This window comes from Phascolarctobacterium succinatutens (assembly GCF_023497905.1).
Classification (GTDB): Bacteria; Bacillota; Negativicutes; order Acidaminococcales; family Acidaminococcaceae; genus Phascolarctobacterium_A; species Phascolarctobacterium_A succinatutens.
In genome coordinates this window covers 2269006-2285725 of sequence record NZ_CP097284.1, presented here as the reverse complement: position 1 = coordinate 2285725, position 16720 = coordinate 2269006, and the positions used below count along the sequence as shown (strand labels likewise).

At 46.1% G+C, this 16720-nt stretch carries 17 protein-coding genes; 14 read left to right on the top strand and 3 right to left on the bottom strand.

Translation table 11 applies throughout. The annotated features are described in order from the left end of the window. Window positions 1–53 precede the first annotated feature (53 nt). The 9 genes from rpsF (at window position 54) to M5E81_RS10985 (ending at window position 7960) form a co-directional block, all read left to right on the top strand. A complete protein-coding gene (gene rpsF / locus M5E81_RS11025) occupies window positions 54–338 on the top strand; it encodes a 30S ribosomal protein S6 (RefSeq protein ID WP_009145514.1) in 285 nt (94 codons plus the stop codon). Window positions 339–341: 3 nt separating this feature from the next. Beyond that, window positions 342–770, top strand: coding sequence for a single-stranded DNA-binding protein (locus M5E81_RS11020; RefSeq protein WP_009145515.1), 429 nt, complete (start codon window positions 342–344; stop codon window positions 768–770). An 18-nt stretch (window positions 771–788) separates the two neighbouring features. Then, window positions 789–1019, top strand: a complete 231-nt coding sequence (gene rpsR, locus M5E81_RS11015) for a 30S ribosomal protein S18 (RefSeq protein WP_009145516.1) — start codon at window positions 789–791, stop codon at window positions 1017–1019. 148 nt (window positions 1020–1167) lie between these two features. Further along, window positions 1168–1872 (top strand): hypothetical protein, encoded by a 705-nt coding sequence (locus M5E81_RS11010; RefSeq protein ID WP_249747519.1) that lies wholly within the window; start codon window positions 1168–1170, stop codon window positions 1870–1872. Window positions 1873–1913: 41 nt separating this feature from the next. Continuing rightward, window positions 1914–2399: a PepSY domain-containing protein gene (locus M5E81_RS11005; protein ID WP_009145518.1), complete on the top strand. Its 486-nt coding sequence runs from the start codon at window positions 1914–1916 to the stop codon at window positions 2397–2399. 162 nt (window positions 2400–2561) lie between these two features. Beyond that, entirely contained in the window at window positions 2562–3668 is a 1107-nt protein-coding gene (gene ychF, locus M5E81_RS11000) for a redox-regulated ATPase YchF (protein ID WP_249747518.1), read from the top strand. Window positions 3669–3920: 252 nt separating this feature from the next. Next, window positions 3921–4664, top strand: a complete 744-nt coding sequence (locus M5E81_RS10995) for a Fic family protein (protein WP_249747517.1) — start codon at window positions 3921–3923, stop codon at window positions 4662–4664. Between the two features lie 163 nt (window positions 4665–4827). After that, window positions 4828–6405: a site-specific DNA-methyltransferase gene (locus M5E81_RS10990; protein ID WP_249747516.1), complete on the top strand. Its 1578-nt coding sequence runs from the start codon at window positions 4828–4830 to the stop codon at window positions 6403–6405. A 10-nt stretch (window positions 6406–6415) separates the two neighbouring features. Then, entirely contained in the window at window positions 6416–7960 is a 1545-nt protein-coding gene (locus tag M5E81_RS10985; protein WP_249747515.1) for a DEAD/DEAH box helicase, read from the top strand. 32 nt (window positions 7961–7992) lie between these two features. Here the strand turns inward: M5E81_RS10985 and M5E81_RS10980 are convergent, their stop codons facing one another. Further along, complete coding sequence (locus tag M5E81_RS10980) at window positions 7993–9378, bottom strand: IS4 family transposase (protein ID WP_249747153.1); 1386 nt, start codon at window positions 9376–9378, stop codon at window positions 7993–7995. A 116-nt stretch (window positions 9379–9494) separates the two neighbouring features. Then, on the bottom strand, window positions 9495–10880 hold the full coding sequence (locus M5E81_RS10975; RefSeq protein ID WP_249747014.1) for an IS4 family transposase: 1386 nt from the start codon (window positions 10878–10880) through the stop codon (window positions 9495–9497). Window positions 10881–11056: 176 nt separating this feature from the next. Between M5E81_RS10975 and M5E81_RS10970 the strand changes: the two genes are divergently transcribed. From M5E81_RS10970 to M5E81_RS10955, 4 genes are all read left to right on the top strand, one after another. Continuing rightward, the gene (locus M5E81_RS10970) at window positions 11057–12136 is read left to right on the top strand and encodes a hypothetical protein (protein ID WP_249747514.1); all 1080 of its coding nucleotides are present in this window, start codon (window positions 11057–11059) and stop codon (window positions 12134–12136) included. Window positions 12137–12299: 163 nt separating this feature from the next. Further along, window positions 12300–13061 (top strand): ParA family protein, encoded by a 762-nt coding sequence (locus M5E81_RS10965; RefSeq protein WP_009145523.1) that lies wholly within the window; start codon window positions 12300–12302, stop codon window positions 13059–13061. Continuing rightward, window positions 13054–14046 carry a ParB/RepB/Spo0J family partition protein gene (locus tag M5E81_RS10960; RefSeq protein WP_249747513.1) on the top strand — a complete coding sequence of 331 codons (993 nt, stop codon included), beginning with the start codon at window positions 13054–13056 and terminating at the stop codon, window positions 14044–14046. Before M5E81_RS10965 ends, M5E81_RS10960 begins: the two co-directional genes overlap by 8 nt. 89 nt (window positions 14047–14135) lie before the next feature. Next, window positions 14136–14612 (top strand): DUF4446 family protein, encoded by a 477-nt coding sequence (locus M5E81_RS10955; RefSeq protein ID WP_040565083.1) that lies wholly within the window; start codon window positions 14136–14138, stop codon window positions 14610–14612. Between the two features lie 72 nt (window positions 14613–14684). Here the strand turns inward: M5E81_RS10955 and M5E81_RS10950 are convergent, their stop codons facing one another. Next, a complete protein-coding gene (locus tag M5E81_RS10950) occupies window positions 14685–15098 on the bottom strand; it encodes a hypothetical protein (protein WP_249747512.1) in 414 nt (137 codons plus the stop codon). 367 nt (window positions 15099–15465) lie between these two features. Here M5E81_RS10950 and M5E81_RS10945 point away from each other — a divergent pair, with 367 nt between their 5' ends. Continuing rightward, window positions 15466–16638, top strand: coding sequence for an ABC transporter substrate-binding protein (locus M5E81_RS10945; protein ID WP_009145527.1), 1173 nt, complete (start codon window positions 15466–15468; stop codon window positions 16636–16638). The last annotated feature ends 82 nt before the right edge of the window (window positions 16639–16720 follow it).

Below are 16720 nucleotides of genomic sequence, written 5' to 3'. Positions count from 1 at the left end.
TTCTTCTGCTCCCGGAGAGACGGGGGCCAAAGTCCAAAGGAGGAGGTGATTTCGTGAACGCATACGAAGTCATGTACATCGTTAAACCTGTTGAGGATGAGGCTTGTGAAGCAGTTGTTGCTAAATTCGAGAAACTCATCACTGCAAACGGTGGTAATGTAGAAAAAACCGATCGTTGGGGCAAAAGACGCCTTGCTTATGAGATCCAGGACCTGAATGAAGGTATCTATGTTCTCGTAACCTTCCAGGCTGACGCCGCTGCTGTTAAGGAACTTGATCGTGTTATGAAAATTACCGATGAAGTACTGCGCCATATGATTATCAGAAAGGGTGAATAATCAATGAACAAGATTATTCTGTTGGGCAGACTTACTAGAGATCCGGAAGTGCGTTATACGCCGACCGGTAAAGTTGTTTGTCAGTTTACTCTTGCAGTAGACAGACCTTTTGCCAATCAGGAAGGCCAAAGAGAAGCTGATTTTATTCCGGTAGTAATCTGGGGTAAACAAGCTGAGACATGCGGTAACAGTCTCACCAAAGGGCAGCGCGCGCTTGTTGAAGGCCGCCTGCAAATCCGTAGCTATGATGGCAAGGATGGCAACAAACGCTGGATAACCGAAGTAATCGCTGATCGCTTCGAGTTCATTGAGCGCAAAGCCGATGCCGCTGCTGCTCATAGCAATCCGACTCGCTCTGCTGCGCCGGCTCAAGACGGCGGTATGGGTGGTTTCGGACAACAGGTTCCCTTTGATGAGGAAATTCCATTCTAATTTAAGGGAGGTTATGCAATGAAACGCGAAAGAGGCAGAAGACCTAGAAGAAAAGTTTGCAGCTTCTGTGTTGATAAAGTTGAAGAAATCGATTACAAGGATGCAAATAAGCTGAAACGCTATATCACCGAACGTGGTAAGATTTTACCGCGCCGTATTTCCGGTACCTGCGCTAAGCACCAACGCCAATTGACCGTAGCAATCAAACGCGCTCGCTGCGTTGCTTTGCTGCCGTTCACCTGCGAATAATTCGCACGGCGGTTTAAACGAAACTTATACCCCGTAGCCGTTAGGCTGCGGGGTTTTCGTTTATGTAAAAATCACAAAAATTTTACTTATTTACGCAGGCATTAACATGATATAATGTTAGTAGTACTATACATACGAGGTGAATTGCATGAAAACATCTTTAAGAACCTTATTTTTGACCTTTGTTTTTACGATGCTTTGCACAGCAATGGCTTTTGCCTATAATCCCGGTCAGCGTACCATCCATCTGTTGGGTGAAACCCTGAACAGTGATAAGCATCCTGTACATCTGGTTGTAACTCAGACCATTGATATGCGTGAGGTACTGACTGCCGAAGCCTATGCCAAGCTGCCGGCTGCACAGCAAAAGCGCACAAACCGTACGGAATACAATGAAGCCAATGGCATTAACGCCGAGCGTATCACTACTACCGATGGTGACGGCAAGGTAATCAAGGATACCGTTTCCTTTGTGAAGAATGGTTATTGGTATACTATTGACTATCTCAATAAAAACTATGACAGAGTTCCCGAGCTGCCGGGCATGAGCATGCCCTTTGCCGAAACCCTGATCAGCTGGTTCAATGTACGTCCGCAGGGTGGTAATGATGCAGTTACCGGCTATGATTATGATAAGATGACTAAAGGCACCAACAGCCTGCACTTCTATTATGCAAAGGATACCGCCGACTGGAAGGGATACGAAGTAAGCTATCTGCCTATCTTTAAGGTACTGGAGGTTTCCAACACCGTGGATGAGGCAACTGCCTTTGCTTTGCCGCCTGCAGATTTCAAGGCTGTGGCAAATCCTTCTATGCGTGCTTACGCTAACAGACTTTTGGATAGACAATAAGTCCTGTAAGCTGATTATATTTTTTCAAAGGGGGAATACCAATGTTTAAAAAATTATTAGTTTTGCTTTCTATGCTGGCTGCGCTGGCAATGAGCGCAGTAGCTTTTGCTGCACCGGCTAAAAGCCATCAGCAGATGGTTATTGATGCTGCACGCGCCGAGGTTCCTGCTGCTGCTGTATTTTATGGCTACAAGGAAGAAGACGGCGAAGCTGTTCTGAACTTCCGCGATAATGATAATTATCTGGAATACGAGGTAGAGGTTGTTCTGGCAACTACCAAAGTTAAGGAAGTAGAAATTAAAGGCAGCAATATTGCCGGCAGCACGATGATGGTAAAAACTCCTGAGGATATCAGACAAATCGTTCTGGAAGCATATCCCGATGCAAGAAATATTGTTATCAAAACCGAAAAAGAAGGCAACAATGTACATTATGATGTAGAGTTCGTTACTGCAAGATATAAAGTAGATGCTGACATGAACCCGGTAACCGGTGCATTTGCCAAGAGAGAGCTGGAATATTTCTAAGCTTAAGTCAAAAATCAGAGGCAGTCTGCGGACTGTCTCTTTTTTATGCTGCGGAAAGGCGCTTTTTGCGTCTAAACATTGCATATCAAAGCATATTATTGTAAAATATATTAGATATAGAGTTTTTAACGCACTAAATATATATGACGAGGAGCGATTTACGTGAGTACAAATTTAGAAGTAGGTATCGTTGGCCTGCCTAACGTAGGCAAAAGTACCCTGTTTAATGCTATTACCAAAGCTGGCGCAGAAGCAGCAAACTATCCCTTCTGCACAATCGAACCTAATGTAGGCGTTGTTGATGTGCCTGATAAACGCTTAGATGTTCTGAGCGATATGTTTAAATCCAAAAAGATTGTTCCAGCAGCTATGCGTTTTGTAGATATTGCCGGTCTGGTAAAGGGCGCAAGCAAGGGCGAAGGCTTGGGCAATAAGTTCCTGTCCCACATCCGTGAGGTAGACGCTGTTGCCGAGGTTGTACGCTGCTTTGAGGATGGCAACATCACTCACGTTGAGGGCAGCATTGATCCTCTGCGTGATATTGATATCATCAACACCGAGCTGTGCCTAGCTGATATGGAAACTGTTGAAAAGCGTCAGGAGCGCCTGGTGAAGCTGGCAAAAACCGGCGATAAAAAGGTTAAGCTGGAGCAGGCTGTAATGGAAAAGGTTATGGCCGGCCTGTCTGATGGTGTGCCTGCACGCCGCCTTGGCCTGACCGAGGAAGAGCAGGAGTTCCTGGGCGAGCTGCATCTGCTGACCATGAAACCGGTACTGTACATTACCAACGTTGCCGAGGGCGAGGTTGCTGATCCGTCCGGTAACGAGCATGTGCAGGCTGTAAAGAAATATGCTGCAGAAGAAAATGCTGAGGTTATCGTTGTTTCCGCAAAGATGGAAAGCGAAGTTGCCGAGCTTCCGGAAGAAGAGGCTAAGGAATATCTGGAAATGGCAGGCCTGGAGGAAACCGGTCTGGACCGCCTGATTAAAGCAGGCTTCAAGCTGCTTGGCCTGATGACCTTCCTGACTGCGGGCGAAATTGAATCCCGTGCCTGGACTATTAAGCTGAACACTAAGGCTCCGCAGGCAGCAGGCAAAATCCATACCGACTTTGAGCGTGGCTTTATCCGTGCGGAAATCGTTTCCTTTGATGATCTGGTAGCCTGCGGCAGCAAGGCTGCAGCACGTGAAAAAGGCCTGGTTCGTCTGGAGGGCAAGGATTACGTTATGCAGGACGGCGATGTTGTCGAGTTCCGCTTCAACGTATAATTTATTACAGCGTAATATGCAACCTGAGCGCAGCAAGCGAAAGCGTGCTGCGCTTTTTGTGTAGCTATATATCATCTTAAAAACATGCGCTGAAAGTTTGTGTAATTCAAACTACAAAAATGCAAAAACAGAAAGTTTGTAGAATTGATTCTATAAACTTCGACAGATTTTCTGTTGGCTGAATAGGAGTTTTTGTATAGGGATATGGTATAATAATGTAAAAATACGAATACGTTTATTGGAGGTGCGGCGATGTACGAACAGATTGTAGCTTGGTGGCAGGCGAAAAATATTCAGACGGATGCAGATTTAGAAGAAGCGTTTAACGGGCATGTAATTTCTTTTGCTTATAACTCCGGTAATATTGAAAATCCTAATGTAACCTATCATGATACACGCGAAATTTTTGAGCATGATGGCGTTACAAGCTATACAGGCGATATCCGTACCTTGTTTGAGATTCGCAATGCGAAATTAGCTAATGAGTATTTTTTTGCTGCGTTTAATGAACGTAAGCCTATTGATGAAAATTTGATAAAAGAAATCCAAAAACGCCTGACGCTCAATACTTATGATCCTTTGCGCTGGAAAAAAGGAGAACGGCCCGGGGAATATAAAAAGGGCGATTATGTTACAGGTAAGAATGAGACCGGTGCCTGGCTGGAGGATGTGCCGGACGAAATGCAGGAGCTTATAGAAGATATTGGCGATGTTGACGATAAGAATGCGTTAACGGCAGCAGCCTTTTTTCATGCTAAGTTTGAAAATATCCATCCGTTTGCCGATGGCAATGGGCGTACAGGACGCTTGGTGATGAATTATCTGCTGGTTATACATAATCATCCGCCGATTGTTATCCATCAGGAGGATAGAAAGGCGTATTTTGATGCGCTAGAGGCGTGGGATGAAGAGCAGAACCTGCAGCCGTTGAAGGATTTTTTGCGGGCGCAGACGGTTAAAACGTGGGAGAAGCAGGTGCTTAGGAGAAGAAGATAGGTATATGATTGCATAAACTGAGCGAGTAAGTTTAGTTGATGCATAAGTGGATAAATAAACTGAAAACATCAATTTAGTTGATGTATGAGTGGATACATCAACTGGCAAGTGGACGAATCAGTAGTCGAGTGGACGAATTAAGATAGAGAGCGGGAGGAAAAGTATGCCGACTTTAAACTGGATTGGAAAAGACAAGGTGCTGAACCACCATTTGGAAGTGCCTTTTCATGTGCTGGAAAGGCAGTACAGCTTTGATGAAGCAGGCAAGCATGAAGAAGACAACGGCAGCGAGAACATGATTATTCATGGTGACAATTTACTGGCGCTTAAATCGCTGCTGCCCAAGTATGAAGGCAAGATTAAATGTATTTATATTGATCCGCCGTACAATACAGGTAATGAAAACTGGGTGTACAATGATAATGTTAACGATCCGCAGATACAAAGATGGCTACATCAGGTTGTAGGCAAAGAGGGCGAGGATTTGTCGCGTCACGATAAATGGCTGTGCATGATGTATCCGCGCCTCAAGCTTTTGCAGCGCTTGCTTGCGGATGACGGCGTTATTTTTATTAGTATTGATGTATTTGAGTATGCCCATCTAAAATGCATAATGGATGAAATTTTTGGAATCGCTAATTTTCGTAATTGTATAGCTGTGCGAAGAGGAATAAAGAATGTACAGGCGCAGTTTGAAGAGGTACAAGCATTATCGTTAGGACATGAATATATTTATCTTTATTCTAAAAATACGCAAGCTAAACTTCCTAAATTATCAAAGCCATTAGAATTAGCAAAAGCTGGTAAGTGGGATACTTTTTGGCGCGGAACTGATAGACCAACTATGCGTTACAGAATTTTTGATGCATTACCAACTTCTGGACAATGGAGATGGGAAGAAAATAGAACGCGCAAGGCAATGAAAAATTACGATATATATATATCAAAATATGCAGATAAAATATCACTAGATGATTTTTTTATTGAGCATTTAATGGCAACAAATGAAAAATTAGATTTTGTAAGAAAAAACGAAAATGGAGTTATTCAATATTATGTGCCACCACAGACAGGAAAACTTTTGAGTGATAATTGGATGGACATTTTACTTTCAGGTTCTTTTGCCGGATTTGATACAGAAAAAAACGTTTTACTTATACAACGTATAATCGATTGGATAGTTCGTCCTGGAGAAATTGTACTCGATAGTTTCGCAGGCAGCGGCACAACAGCGCATGCAGTGTTAAATATGAACAAGGCTGATGGTGGCAACCGCAAATTTATCTGCATAGAGATGATGGATTATGCAGATACTATTACAGCAGAGCGTGTTAAGCGTGTGATTAATGGTTATGGTGAGGGGAAAAAAGCAGTGGATGGCACCGGCGGCAGCTTCAGCTACTACGAATTAGGCGAGCCTCTGCTTGTAGATGATAAGCTTAATAATGCTGTGAGCACCGAAAAAATCCGTGAATATATCTACTATATGGAAACAAAACAGGCGCTGCCGGAGGCATCTGCCGACGAACCGATGCTTTTAGGCGTGTATCATGGAGCTGCCTACTACTTTAACTACGAAAAAGACGCAAGTACTACGCTGAATGCTGCTTTCTTGAAGAGCATCAAGACGCAAGCGGAAGCCTATGTTATTTACGCTGATACCTGCGTTCTTTCAGAAAATAAATTGCAGCAGTTCCATATTACATTTAAAAAGATTCCGCGTGACATCGCAAGGCTGTGAGGGTAAAAACATGGAATTAAAAAATTACCAGAAAAAAGTTATAGCGGATTTGCAAAACTATCTGCACTCATTAAAGCAGAGCGCCAATCTTGCGGAAGCCTGGAAGAATTATTGGCAGACAAAGGATATTGCCGTAGGCAACGGCGGTGTCCCCGCTTATAAAGATAATATTCAGGGTGTGCCTGCTGTCTGCATGAAGGTTCCTACCGGCGGCGGCAAAACCTTTCTTGCCTGCAGTGCTATCAAGCATATTTTTGATTTTATGCCGGCAGAAAAACCTAAGCTTGTAGTTTGGCTTGTGCCGTCAGATCCTATTTTGGAGCAGACTTTAAAAAATTTGTCCAATCCGGACCATCCCTACAAGCAAGCTTTAGACAGAGATTTTGGCGGACGCGTGCAGGTGCTGAACAAAGCTATGCTGCTTAACGGCCAAGGCTTTTCGGCAGATTCGGTGCAGCATATCTTAACCATTTGTGTATTGAGCTTTGATTCCTTGCGCATAAATTCCGGACGCAGATATGACAGGAAAATTTATCAGGAAAACAGCAATCTGGCTGATTTTGCTGCCTTCTATAAAAATGATGAAGTTCTGCTGGAAGGTACTCCGGAAACAGCACTGATTCAGGTGTTGCGTCATTTGCGTCCAGTGACGATTGTTGACGAAAGCCATAATGCAACCTCTGCCTTGAGTGTAGAAATGCTAAATAATATCTATCCCTCGTTTATTTTAGAATTAACTGCCACACCTAAAAGCAACAGTAATGTTGTGTCGTATGTTGATGCAAGGGAACTGAAAAAGGAAAACATGGTAAAGCTTCCTGTTATAGTTTATAAACGTAACAGCCGTGAAAGTGTTATTGCCGATGCTATTCAGTTGCGTGGCAAGCTGGAGCAAAAGGCGCTGGAAGAGGAAGCAGTTACCGGCAATTACATACGTCCTATCGTACTTTTCCAGGCACAGTCAAGGAGCAACGATGATAACACTACCTTTGATAAAATAAAAAATCTGCTTTTGGAAATTGGCATTCCGGAAGAAGAGATAGCTATCAAAACCGGTGAGAAAAATGATTTGAAAAATGTAGATTTGCTGAGCAAAGCTTGTGCAGTACGCTATATTATTACGGTTAATGCTCTGAAAGAGGGTTGGGACTGTCCGTTTGCGTATATTTTGGCTTCGCTGGCAAATAAAACATCTGCTGTTGATGTAGAACAGATTTTAGGCCGTGTGTTGCGCCAGCCTTATACAAGACAGCATCAACATTTTTTACTGAACTCTTCTTATGTTTTGAGCTGTTCCAATGACTTCCGTAATACCTTGGACAGTATCGTCAAGGGTTTGAACGGTGCCGGTTTCAGCCGAAAGGATTACCGTGTAGGCGGGGATGAAGATGTTCCTGTACAAGAGCAGCAGCCCCAGCCTCAACCTCAGCAGGAGGAACTGTTCAACAATGAGAATGCTGTTGAGAACAACAATGATGATGATTTCACGGATGTTACGCCGGAAAATATTAAGGAACTCAAACTTCGCACACGGAAAACATCCCGTATGCCTTGATAAATCAGCTTGAACTGAATGTCGAAAGCCATTCACGCACACTTCTGTGCACGCAGACGACTCATCCAAAGAGCGGGCAGATCGTTCAGGAATCGTTCCAAGAGCGATTCGACCAGCAAGACTTCTGACGGATATTCTGCCCGAAGCTGCTCCGCAAACTCCTGCAACACGAGGCGAAGCGCTTCCATGTACTTCAAGTCCGGAAGCTCATCAAGCCCCAGATAGAAGAGCTCGCCGAGGCTTCGCCCATCCGTGTTCTCACGTTCCTCGACAGCCAGGAGCATATATCGTGTGCAGACGACGGCGACATGCGCCGTCATCGCATCGTAGGAGACGGAACGACAATCCTTGCCGAGCCGCAGGTAGGACTTGCACGCTTTGAAGAACACCTCGATGCCCCAGCGCTTCCCGTAGAGCTGGATGACTTCTTCCTCCGAAAGCGAGAGGTCTGTCGTGACGAGGACGAGATAATCCTTCCGCTTGTTGCGGTTCCGCACGAAGACCAATCGCACAGGCACGAGGGATTCTCCCTGTTTCGTCGCGACAGCATCGACGGACAGGAGGTAACGCGAGCGTCCGCGGCGTTTCTTGTGTTCCTTGTAGATGGCCTTGACGTTCGAGATCTTCCCTTCGCAGAGGTAGCGCACCTTCTTGCTCTTCTTTGCCATAGCGGTGACGTCATAGCCGAGGTCATGGATGGCTTTCAGCGACGACGGCGAGCAGAACCATGTGTCGAAGAGGACGTACTGCGCGGGGATTCCTGTCGCCTTGACCTCCTGCAACAAATTGAGGACGACGGCTGGCGCTTCCATCTGCGCGAGCTTGCGCTGCTTTCCGCCGTTGCTCCTGGCATCGACGGACGCGTCGGCCTCGTTGAGACGATTCTTTCCCTTCGATGTCGAAAGGAGGCAGAACGTGAGCGGCAGGAAGGTGTTCCCATCCGTCCAGCCAAGGACGAGCAGGCGGAAGCCCTTCGTATAACGGTGGCTCACATGGTCGTAGACGTTCGCCAAGAGTTCCACGCGCTTGGAGCGCGAGCGGCTGAAGAGCGAATCGTCGACGATGATAGCGCAACGACGTCCGGCGTCTGTCAACGGTTTGATGGTTTCGTTGATGATCCGCGCCGCAAGGAGCAGCGTGAACCTGCGCCAGTTCGTGTGACAGGAGTTCAAGAAGCGGTAGGCCGTGTCCTTGCCAAACGGCAGGGATTCCTCGTGAAGCCGGCGTTGCATGTAAAGCGAGCGGTTCTCGAAGATGATGCTGACGAGCACAAGGAACACCAGAATAGCGGAAAAGCCCTTGAGTTTGCATGCGTTGGCAGACCGCAAAATCTGGCCGATGCGATATTGGTGGAAGAACAGCGAAGTTTTCTTCGAAATGGATTCCATCTGATGGGTGGTTTGTGGTATAATTTGCATAGCATGAACCTCCGCTTTAGTATGTTTTGTTTCACATCTTAATTACTCAAACTTCGCACACGGAAAACATCCCGTATGCCTTGATAAATCAGCTTGAACTGAATGTCGAAAGCCATTCACGCACACTTCTGTGCACGCAGACGACTCATCCAAAGAGCGGGCAGATCGTTCAGGAATCGTTCCAAGAGCGATTCGACCAGCAAGACTTCTGACGGATATTCTGCCCGAAGCTGCTCCGCAAACTCCTGCAACACGAGGCGAAGCGCTTCCATGTACTTCAAGTCCGGAAGCTCATCAAGCCCCAGATAGAAGAGCTCGCCGAGGCTTCGCCCATCCGTGTTCTCACGTTCCTCGACAGCCAGGAGCATATATCGTGTGCAGACGACGGCGACATGCGCCGTCATCGCATCGTAGGAGACGGAACGACAATCCTTGCCGAGCCGCAGGTAGGACTTGCACGCTTTGAAGAACACCTCGATGCCCCAGCGCTTCCCGTAGAGCTGGATGACTTCTTCCTCCGAAAGCGAGAGGTCTGTCGTGACGAGGACGAGATAATCCTTCCGCTTGTTGCGGTTCCGCACGAAGACCAATCGCACAGGCACGAGGGATTCTCCCTGTTTCGTCGCGACAGCATCGACGGACAGGAGGTAACGCGAGCGTCCGCGGCGTTTCTTGTGTTCCTTGTAGATGGCCTTGACGTTCGAGATCTTCCCTTCGCAGGGGTAGCGCACCTTCTTGCTCTTCTTTGCCATAGCGGTGACGTCATAGCCGAGGTCATGGATGGCTTTCAGCGACGACGGCGAGCAGAACCATGTGTCGAAGAGGACGTACTGCGCGGGGATTCCTGTCGCCTTGACCTCCTGCAACAAATTGAGGACGACGGCTGGCGCTTCCATCTGCGCGAGCTTGCGCTGCTTTCCGCCGTTGCTTCTTGCATCGACGGATGCGCTGGCCTCATTGAGCCGGTTCTTTTCCTTCGAGGTTGAAAGAAGGCAGAACGTGAGTGGCAGGAACGTGTTCCCGTCCGTCCAGCCGAGGACGAGCAAGCGGAAGCCCTTCGTATAGCGGCGGCTCACATGGTCGTAGACGTTCGCCAAGAGTTCCACGCGCTTGGAACGCGAGCGGCTGAAGAGCGAATCGTCGACGACGATGGCACAACGCCGGCCGGCATCCGTCAGCGGCTTGATGGTTTCGTTGATGATCCGCGCCGCAAGAAGCAGCGTGAACTTGCGCCAGTTCGTGTGGCAGGAGTTCAAGAAGCGGTAAGCCGTGTCCTTGCCGAACGGCAGCGAATCCTCGTGAAGTCGGCGCTGCATATAGAGCGAGCGGTTCTCGAAGATGATGCTTACGAGCACGAGGAAAACGAGAATGGAGGAAAATCCTTTGAGCTTGCAAGCGTTGGCCGCGCGCAGAATCTGGCCGACATGATAACGACGGAAGAACGCCGAAGTTTTCTTCGAGATGGATTCCATCTGCTGGGTGGTTTGTGATATACTTTTCATAGCATGAGCCTCCGGTGCTTGGTATGTTTTTGAGCCAACATAATTATACCAAACTGGCAAGACTCATGCTATTTTTCTGTTTACAAAGCCTGGACTTTCAAGGGGTGCAGGGGATTTTTACCTGCGAAGTTTGAGTTAAGGAACAAATTGATAATACTGATGAGCAAAGTCAGTCTTTGACAGATATGGAAAACCAGGCAGAGCAGCAGACGCAGAAGTATACTGAAGAAACTTCCGGGGAAAATTTTATGGGAGGAACTGAAGCACAGATGCAGCACAGATTTAAAATCAGAACAGAAAATATTGAATCAGCTCAAGCTTTACGATTGCCTAAATTCTGTATCAAGGCAGATTTTGGTTTGTTTGATGATGGTGCGTTTAACTATCTTGAACCGGAAAATTTACTGGAAGGCTTCCGCTTAACCGGACAAGATGCAAATGTTAATTTCAAATTAGCTTCCGGCGAAATGTATTCTGTTGATATTGCGCAAAGCGGTGAAGCGGTACCGCAATATCGCATGGTTACAGACAGAGATAAGAAAAAATTGCGTGAATATCTGGACAGCCTGCCGCAGGAAAGACAGATAGCAACCTGTATAGATGCAATCTGTGCCGTAATCAATCGCAAAAACGCTTATCGCAGCACGGATATCAGAGATTATGTGAAACGTGTAATAGATGGTTTGCATAGCGATGATTTGTTGGCGATGCTTACCGCCAAAGAAACATATGCGAAAAAGATTCAGGAAAAAATTGATAAGCTGGCAGCTGTTTATAAGCAGAAGCGATTCATGCAGCTTTTGGATGAAGGCGAAATTGAATGCTGTGAGCGTTACGAAGTGCCTGATTTTATAACACCGCTTGATTTTACTGATGCTTTGCCTAAATCACTTTATGAAGCAGAGAAAAATGACATGAATGAGTACGAGCATAAGGTACTGGATGTTATTATCGGTCAAAGCAATATTGTATGGTGGCATAGGATTATAGAACGCCAAGGGTTCTGTATTAATGGTTTTATAAATCATTATCCGGATTTTCTTGTGTTGACAAAAAACGGCAAAGTGCTTTTGATTGAAGCAAAAGGAGATCACTTAGCGAATGATGATAGCGAAAATAAGCTGATTTTAGGCCGAAAATGGCAGGAAGCTGCCGGTCGCGATTATCGTTATATGATGGTTTTCGAGAAAAAGGAATTCCAACATGATGGTGCTTATACGCTAGACGAATTTGCAGAAGTGATTAAAAAGTTGTAGCTCATTGCAACCTGAGCGCAGCAAGCGAAAGCGTGCTGCGCTTTTTGCTGTTGGGAGGCGCTGGAGCAGCGTACAAAATTAAATAAACAAAAATTCTTTTCCCATGAGCACGTAAAGTGTGATAAAATAGAATAGATATACTATGACTACGAGGTGAAGCGAATTGGTAAAGGTAATTGCTATTGCCAACCAGAAGGGTGGTGTTGGCAAGACTACTACGGCGGTAAATCTGGCTGCGTGTCTGGCGTCGCTAGAACGCAAGGTACTTTTGATTGACAGTGATCCGCAGGGAAATGCTACCAGCGGCTTTGGCTTTGATAAACGTGATATTAAGCAATGTATTTATGATGCGATTATCAGTGACGTACCCATGCAGGATGTAATTAAGCACACAGCCTATAAAGGACTGGACCTGGTGCCTGCTACTATACAACTTGCTGGTGCGGAAATAGAGCTTGTTTCGCTGATGAACCGTGAAGGACGTTTAAAGAACTCTCTGGAAAGAGTAAAGCATAATTATGATTACGTTATTATTGATTGCCCGCCGTCTTTAGGCCTGCTGACAATCAATGGCCTGACTGCTGCCAGCTCGGTAATGATTCCTATTCAGTGCGAATTTTATGCGCTGGAGGGCGTTACTATGCTGATGAACACGATTCAGCTGGTACAGCGTAACCTGAACCCGGCATTGAAGCTGGAGGGTGTGCTGATGACTATGTATGACAGCAGAACGAACCTGTCGCAGGATGTTGTGAACGAGGTACAGAAGTACTTCAAAACAAAAATGTATCAGACGATTATTCCGCGTAACGTGCGCCTGAGTGAAGCACCAAGCCACGGACAGCCGGTTATCGACTATGACAGCAAATCTAAGGGTGCGCAGGTGTACATGGACTTTGCGCGTGAGGTGATTGAGGATGAGTAAGAAGGGCGGCTTAGGCAAGGGCCTGGGCGCAATTTTCGGCGAAAATACCAGTCCTGCCGTAGAAAAGGTGCAGGAGCCTGCAAGTGCTGCACAGGAGCTGCTTATTAAAAATATCGCAGCGAATCCGTATCAGCCGCGCTGCAACTTTGATGAAGAAAAGCTGCAGGAGCTGGCTGCTTCCATCAAGGAATTTGGCGTTGTTCAGCCGGTAGTTGTGCGCAAAAAGGGCAGAAGCTACGAGCTGGTGGCAGGCGAACGCCGTCTGCGTGCCGCAGGCTTGGCCGGACTTACTAAGGTACCTGCTATTGTTAAGGATTATGACGATGCCAAGATGATGGAAATTGCGCTGATTGAAAATATTCAGCGTCATGATCTGAATCCGATTGAAGAAGCGCAGGGCTTGCGCCGCCTGATGCAGGAATTTAAGCTGACGCAGGAGCAGACTGCCGAAAAGGTAGGCCGTAGCCGCAGCGCAGTAACTAATATCCTGCGTCTTCTGAACCTGCCGGAGCAGGTGCAAAAGCAGATTATCAACGGCGTGCTGACGATGGGCCAGGCCAAGCAGCTTTTGGGATTGCCGAAGCCGGAGCAGATGTGCGAGGTGACGGAGGCGATTATTGCTAACGGCTGGAGCTCACGCATGACGGAAGAGGTTGTGCGTAAGCTGAAGGAAGGCAAGAAGCTGAAGATTGTCCGTGAGCTTATCGAGGAAGAAGCTAAAAATAAGGACAATAAGGAAAAGAAACCTAAGCGTGAGCCTACCGAGAATGATATTTTCTGCCATGACTTTGAACAGCGTCTGGTAGAGTTTTTGGGTACTAAGGTTAAGGTTGTGCCTAAACTGGATGAGCAGGGACGCCAGGGCGGTACTATTCACATTGAATATTATTCCGCTGAGGACCTGGAGCGCATTTATGAGGTGCTGCAGCAGGGACGCCACGAGGAAAAACCGCTTAACGGCGAGCCTAAGCGTCTGAATGTGTGATTTCGGAGTTTTACGCTAAGATATGAATACCGGTCGTATATGTGCCGGTTGTAATTTAGATAAGCTTTGGTATGAGGGGGCTTTTATTGATGGAACAGGCCAATCTTTTGGTTAATACACATTCGGCAGCAATTATTATTGTGCTGCTGCTTATTGTGTTGGTTGCGTTGGGCATGTGCTTTAGTCTGCAGGGCAAGCTGAATAAGCTGCAAAAAAAATATGACTTCTTTACTCAGGGTAAGGAAGCCAACATTGATGTTGTACTGACAGATACGCTGCAGGAGCTGCATGCGCTGCAGAATGAGCTGGCAGCTTTGCAGGATGAGCATCAGAAGCTGCATGCACAGGTGCAGAACTGTCTGCAGAATATTAAGATTGTGCGTTACGATGCCTTTGACGCTATGGGCGGTGAAATGAGCTATTCCCTGCTGCTTACGGATGCGAATAATAAGGGTGTTATTATGACCAGCATTTACGGCAGAGAGGAAAGCCGTTGCTTTGCTAAGGATATCGATAACGGCAAGTCCAGCTATCCGCTGGCAGAGGAAGAGCAAAGACTCTTGTAATTTAAACAGTGTAAGAAAAATCCCGACAGCATATTATATGTTGCCGGGATTTTTGCGTTAAATTGCTATGCGTTAAGCGCCTTCGAACAGCCTCAGCAGAATAAACATGCTCTCACCGAAGCAGAGGTAGCGCAGCCAGGTGCGGGGATATACGAAGCCCTCATCATCCTCGTCATAGGCACCGCTGATGCGGGCGTGAATAGCGAGCGATTCCAAAGCTGCAATCACGAGCAGCAGAAAACCGGGAGTCCAGGTAGTGTCGTGCAGCATCAGCCAGATACAATATAACAGGAAGAAAACATCCAGCAGGAAGTAAATGATAAAGGTGGTGGCGCTGCCGTCGATGATAATGACCTGCTTGCGGCCGGGGTTGGCACGGCGCTCGTCTAAAATTCGGGAAAAGCGCTGCAGCAGATAGGCGATTCTGTGGGAATGGATAAAATGAAACATGCGCACACACAAGAAAAATAAAGCAATAAAGTTCATAAATACCTCTCATTCTATAAATTGTCTTGCCTGCATTTGTAAAGACAAGTAATTCTTCTGCATTATATTATACACTATCTGCAGGCGGAGCGCTATAAAGGCAGCAAGAAGACACAAAAGCTACAAAGTTTATTTGGAAAATACAAAAATACTGAAATAACAAACATGAAAATAGAAAACATAAAAAATGTATCAGTTTATATGTAAAATACTCATGTATACAATGAACATGAAAAAAATCGTTGACAAAAGTGTAATACAACGGCTATAATTGGTTACATAAAGTTGCTGGGATAGTGGTTGAATCCGAGAACACTCCCGGTACTGTGTTTTATATTTTATTTTTAAAGGGAAAGAAGGACGCAAAATGAAAAAATGGAAGAAATTAGCATCAGCGGCTATGGCTGCTATGATGTGCGCCGCATTGCTCACAGGCTGTGGCGGAGAAAAGAAACAAGCTGATTCAGGAGATACTATTAAGGTTGGCGCAGCATTCGAATTAACCGGTAATGTTGCTAACTATGGTAAATCCATTAACGAGGGCTTCAAGCTGGCTGTAGACGAACTTAATAAAAACGGCGGCGTGAACGGTAAAAAAATCAGCGTAGTTGAAAGCGATAACAAATCCGAGCCGGCTGAATCCGGTAACGCTGTAACAAAACTGATTACCCAGGATAAGGTAGTTGCCGTTGTCGGACCTGCAACTAGCGGTTGCGTAAACGCTGCAACTCCTATCACTACTGCAAATAAGGTTCCTCATATTGCTCCGGCTGCTACTGCACCGAGCATTACCGTGGAAAACGGCAAGGTAAAGGATTTCGTATTCCGTGCCTGCTTTATCGACCCGTTCCAAGGTCAGGTAATGGCAGTATTTGCCGATAAAACTCTGAAGGTTAAAAACGTAGCTATTTTCTACGATTCCTCCAGTGACTATTCCAAAGGCTTAGCAGAGGTATTCCAAAAAACTTTGGAAGGCAAAGGCGGTAAAATTGTTGCTAAGGAAGCTTTTCTGGCTAAAGACGTTGACTTCAAATCCGCTCTGACTAAACTCAAAGCATCCAATCCGGAAGCAATTTACGTTCCCGGTTACTATGAAGAAGTTTCCAAGATTATCAAACAAGCTCGCGAAATCGGCATTACCTGCCCGATGCTGGGCTCCGATGGCTGGGAAAGCCCGAAACTTGCTGAAATCGCCGGTAAAGATGCTCTGAAGGGCTGCTACTATGTAAGTGCCTTCAATGCTAAAGACGAAGACAAATCCGTTCAGGACTTCATCAAGAAATTCAAAGAGAAATATCAAAAAGATCCTGATATCTTCGCAATGCAGGGCTACAATGCAGGCCTGATCTTGGCAGATGCTCTGAAACGCGCAGGCACCACTGATGGCACTAAGCTGGCTAAAGCAATTGCCGAAACCAAAGACCTGGCGGTTGCAAGCGGCAAGCTCACCTTTGATGCTAACCACAACCCGGTAATGCCCGCTCTGATTATCGGTCTGGAAACCGGTACTCCTACTCTGGTTGAAAAAATCAGCCTGTAATTGTTAACAAAAAAATAAACATAAAAAATTCTACAAGTAAACATCAGAAAGTACAACAAGACTTCTATTCCATGGGTTATTT

Coding starts and splice junctions, on each gene's coding strand:
- M5E81_RS11020 (WP_009145515.1), top strand. CDS start 342: ATGAACAAGATTATTCTGTTGGGCAGACTTACTAGAGATCCGGAAGTG.
- rpsR (WP_009145516.1), top strand. CDS start 789: ATGAAACGCGAAAGAGGCAGAAGACCTAGAAGAAAAGTTTGCAGCTTC.
- M5E81_RS11010 (WP_249747519.1), top strand. CDS start 1,168: ATGAAAACATCTTTAAGAACCTTATTTTTGACCTTTGTTTTTACGATG.
- M5E81_RS11005 (WP_009145518.1), top strand. CDS start 1,914: ATGTTTAAAAAATTATTAGTTTTGCTTTCTATGCTGGCTGCGCTGGCA.
- M5E81_RS10995 (WP_249747517.1), top strand. CDS start 3,921: ATGTACGAACAGATTGTAGCTTGGTGGCAGGCGAAAAATATTCAGACG.
- M5E81_RS10990 (WP_249747516.1), top strand. CDS start 4,828: ATGCCGACTTTAAACTGGATTGGAAAAGACAAGGTGCTGAACCACCAT.
- M5E81_RS10985 (WP_249747515.1), top strand. CDS start 6,416: ATGGAATTAAAAAATTACCAGAAAAAAGTTATAGCGGATTTGCAAAAC.
- M5E81_RS10980 (WP_249747153.1), bottom strand. CDS start 9,378: ATGCAAATTATACCACAAACCACCCATCAGATGGAATCCATTTCGAAG.
- M5E81_RS10975 (WP_249747014.1), bottom strand. CDS start 10,880: ATGAAAAGTATATCACAAACCACCCAGCAGATGGAATCCATCTCGAAG.
- M5E81_RS10960 (WP_249747513.1), top strand. CDS start 13,054: ATGAGTAAGAAGGGCGGCTTAGGCAAGGGCCTGGGCGCAATTTTCGGC.
- M5E81_RS10955 (WP_040565083.1), top strand. CDS start 14,136: ATGGAACAGGCCAATCTTTTGGTTAATACACATTCGGCAGCAATTATT.
- M5E81_RS10950 (WP_249747512.1), bottom strand. CDS start 15,098: ATGAACTTTATTGCTTTATTTTTCTTGTGTGTGCGCATGTTTCATTTT.
- M5E81_RS10945 (WP_009145527.1), top strand. CDS start 15,466: ATGAAAAAATGGAAGAAATTAGCATCAGCGGCTATGGCTGCTATGATG.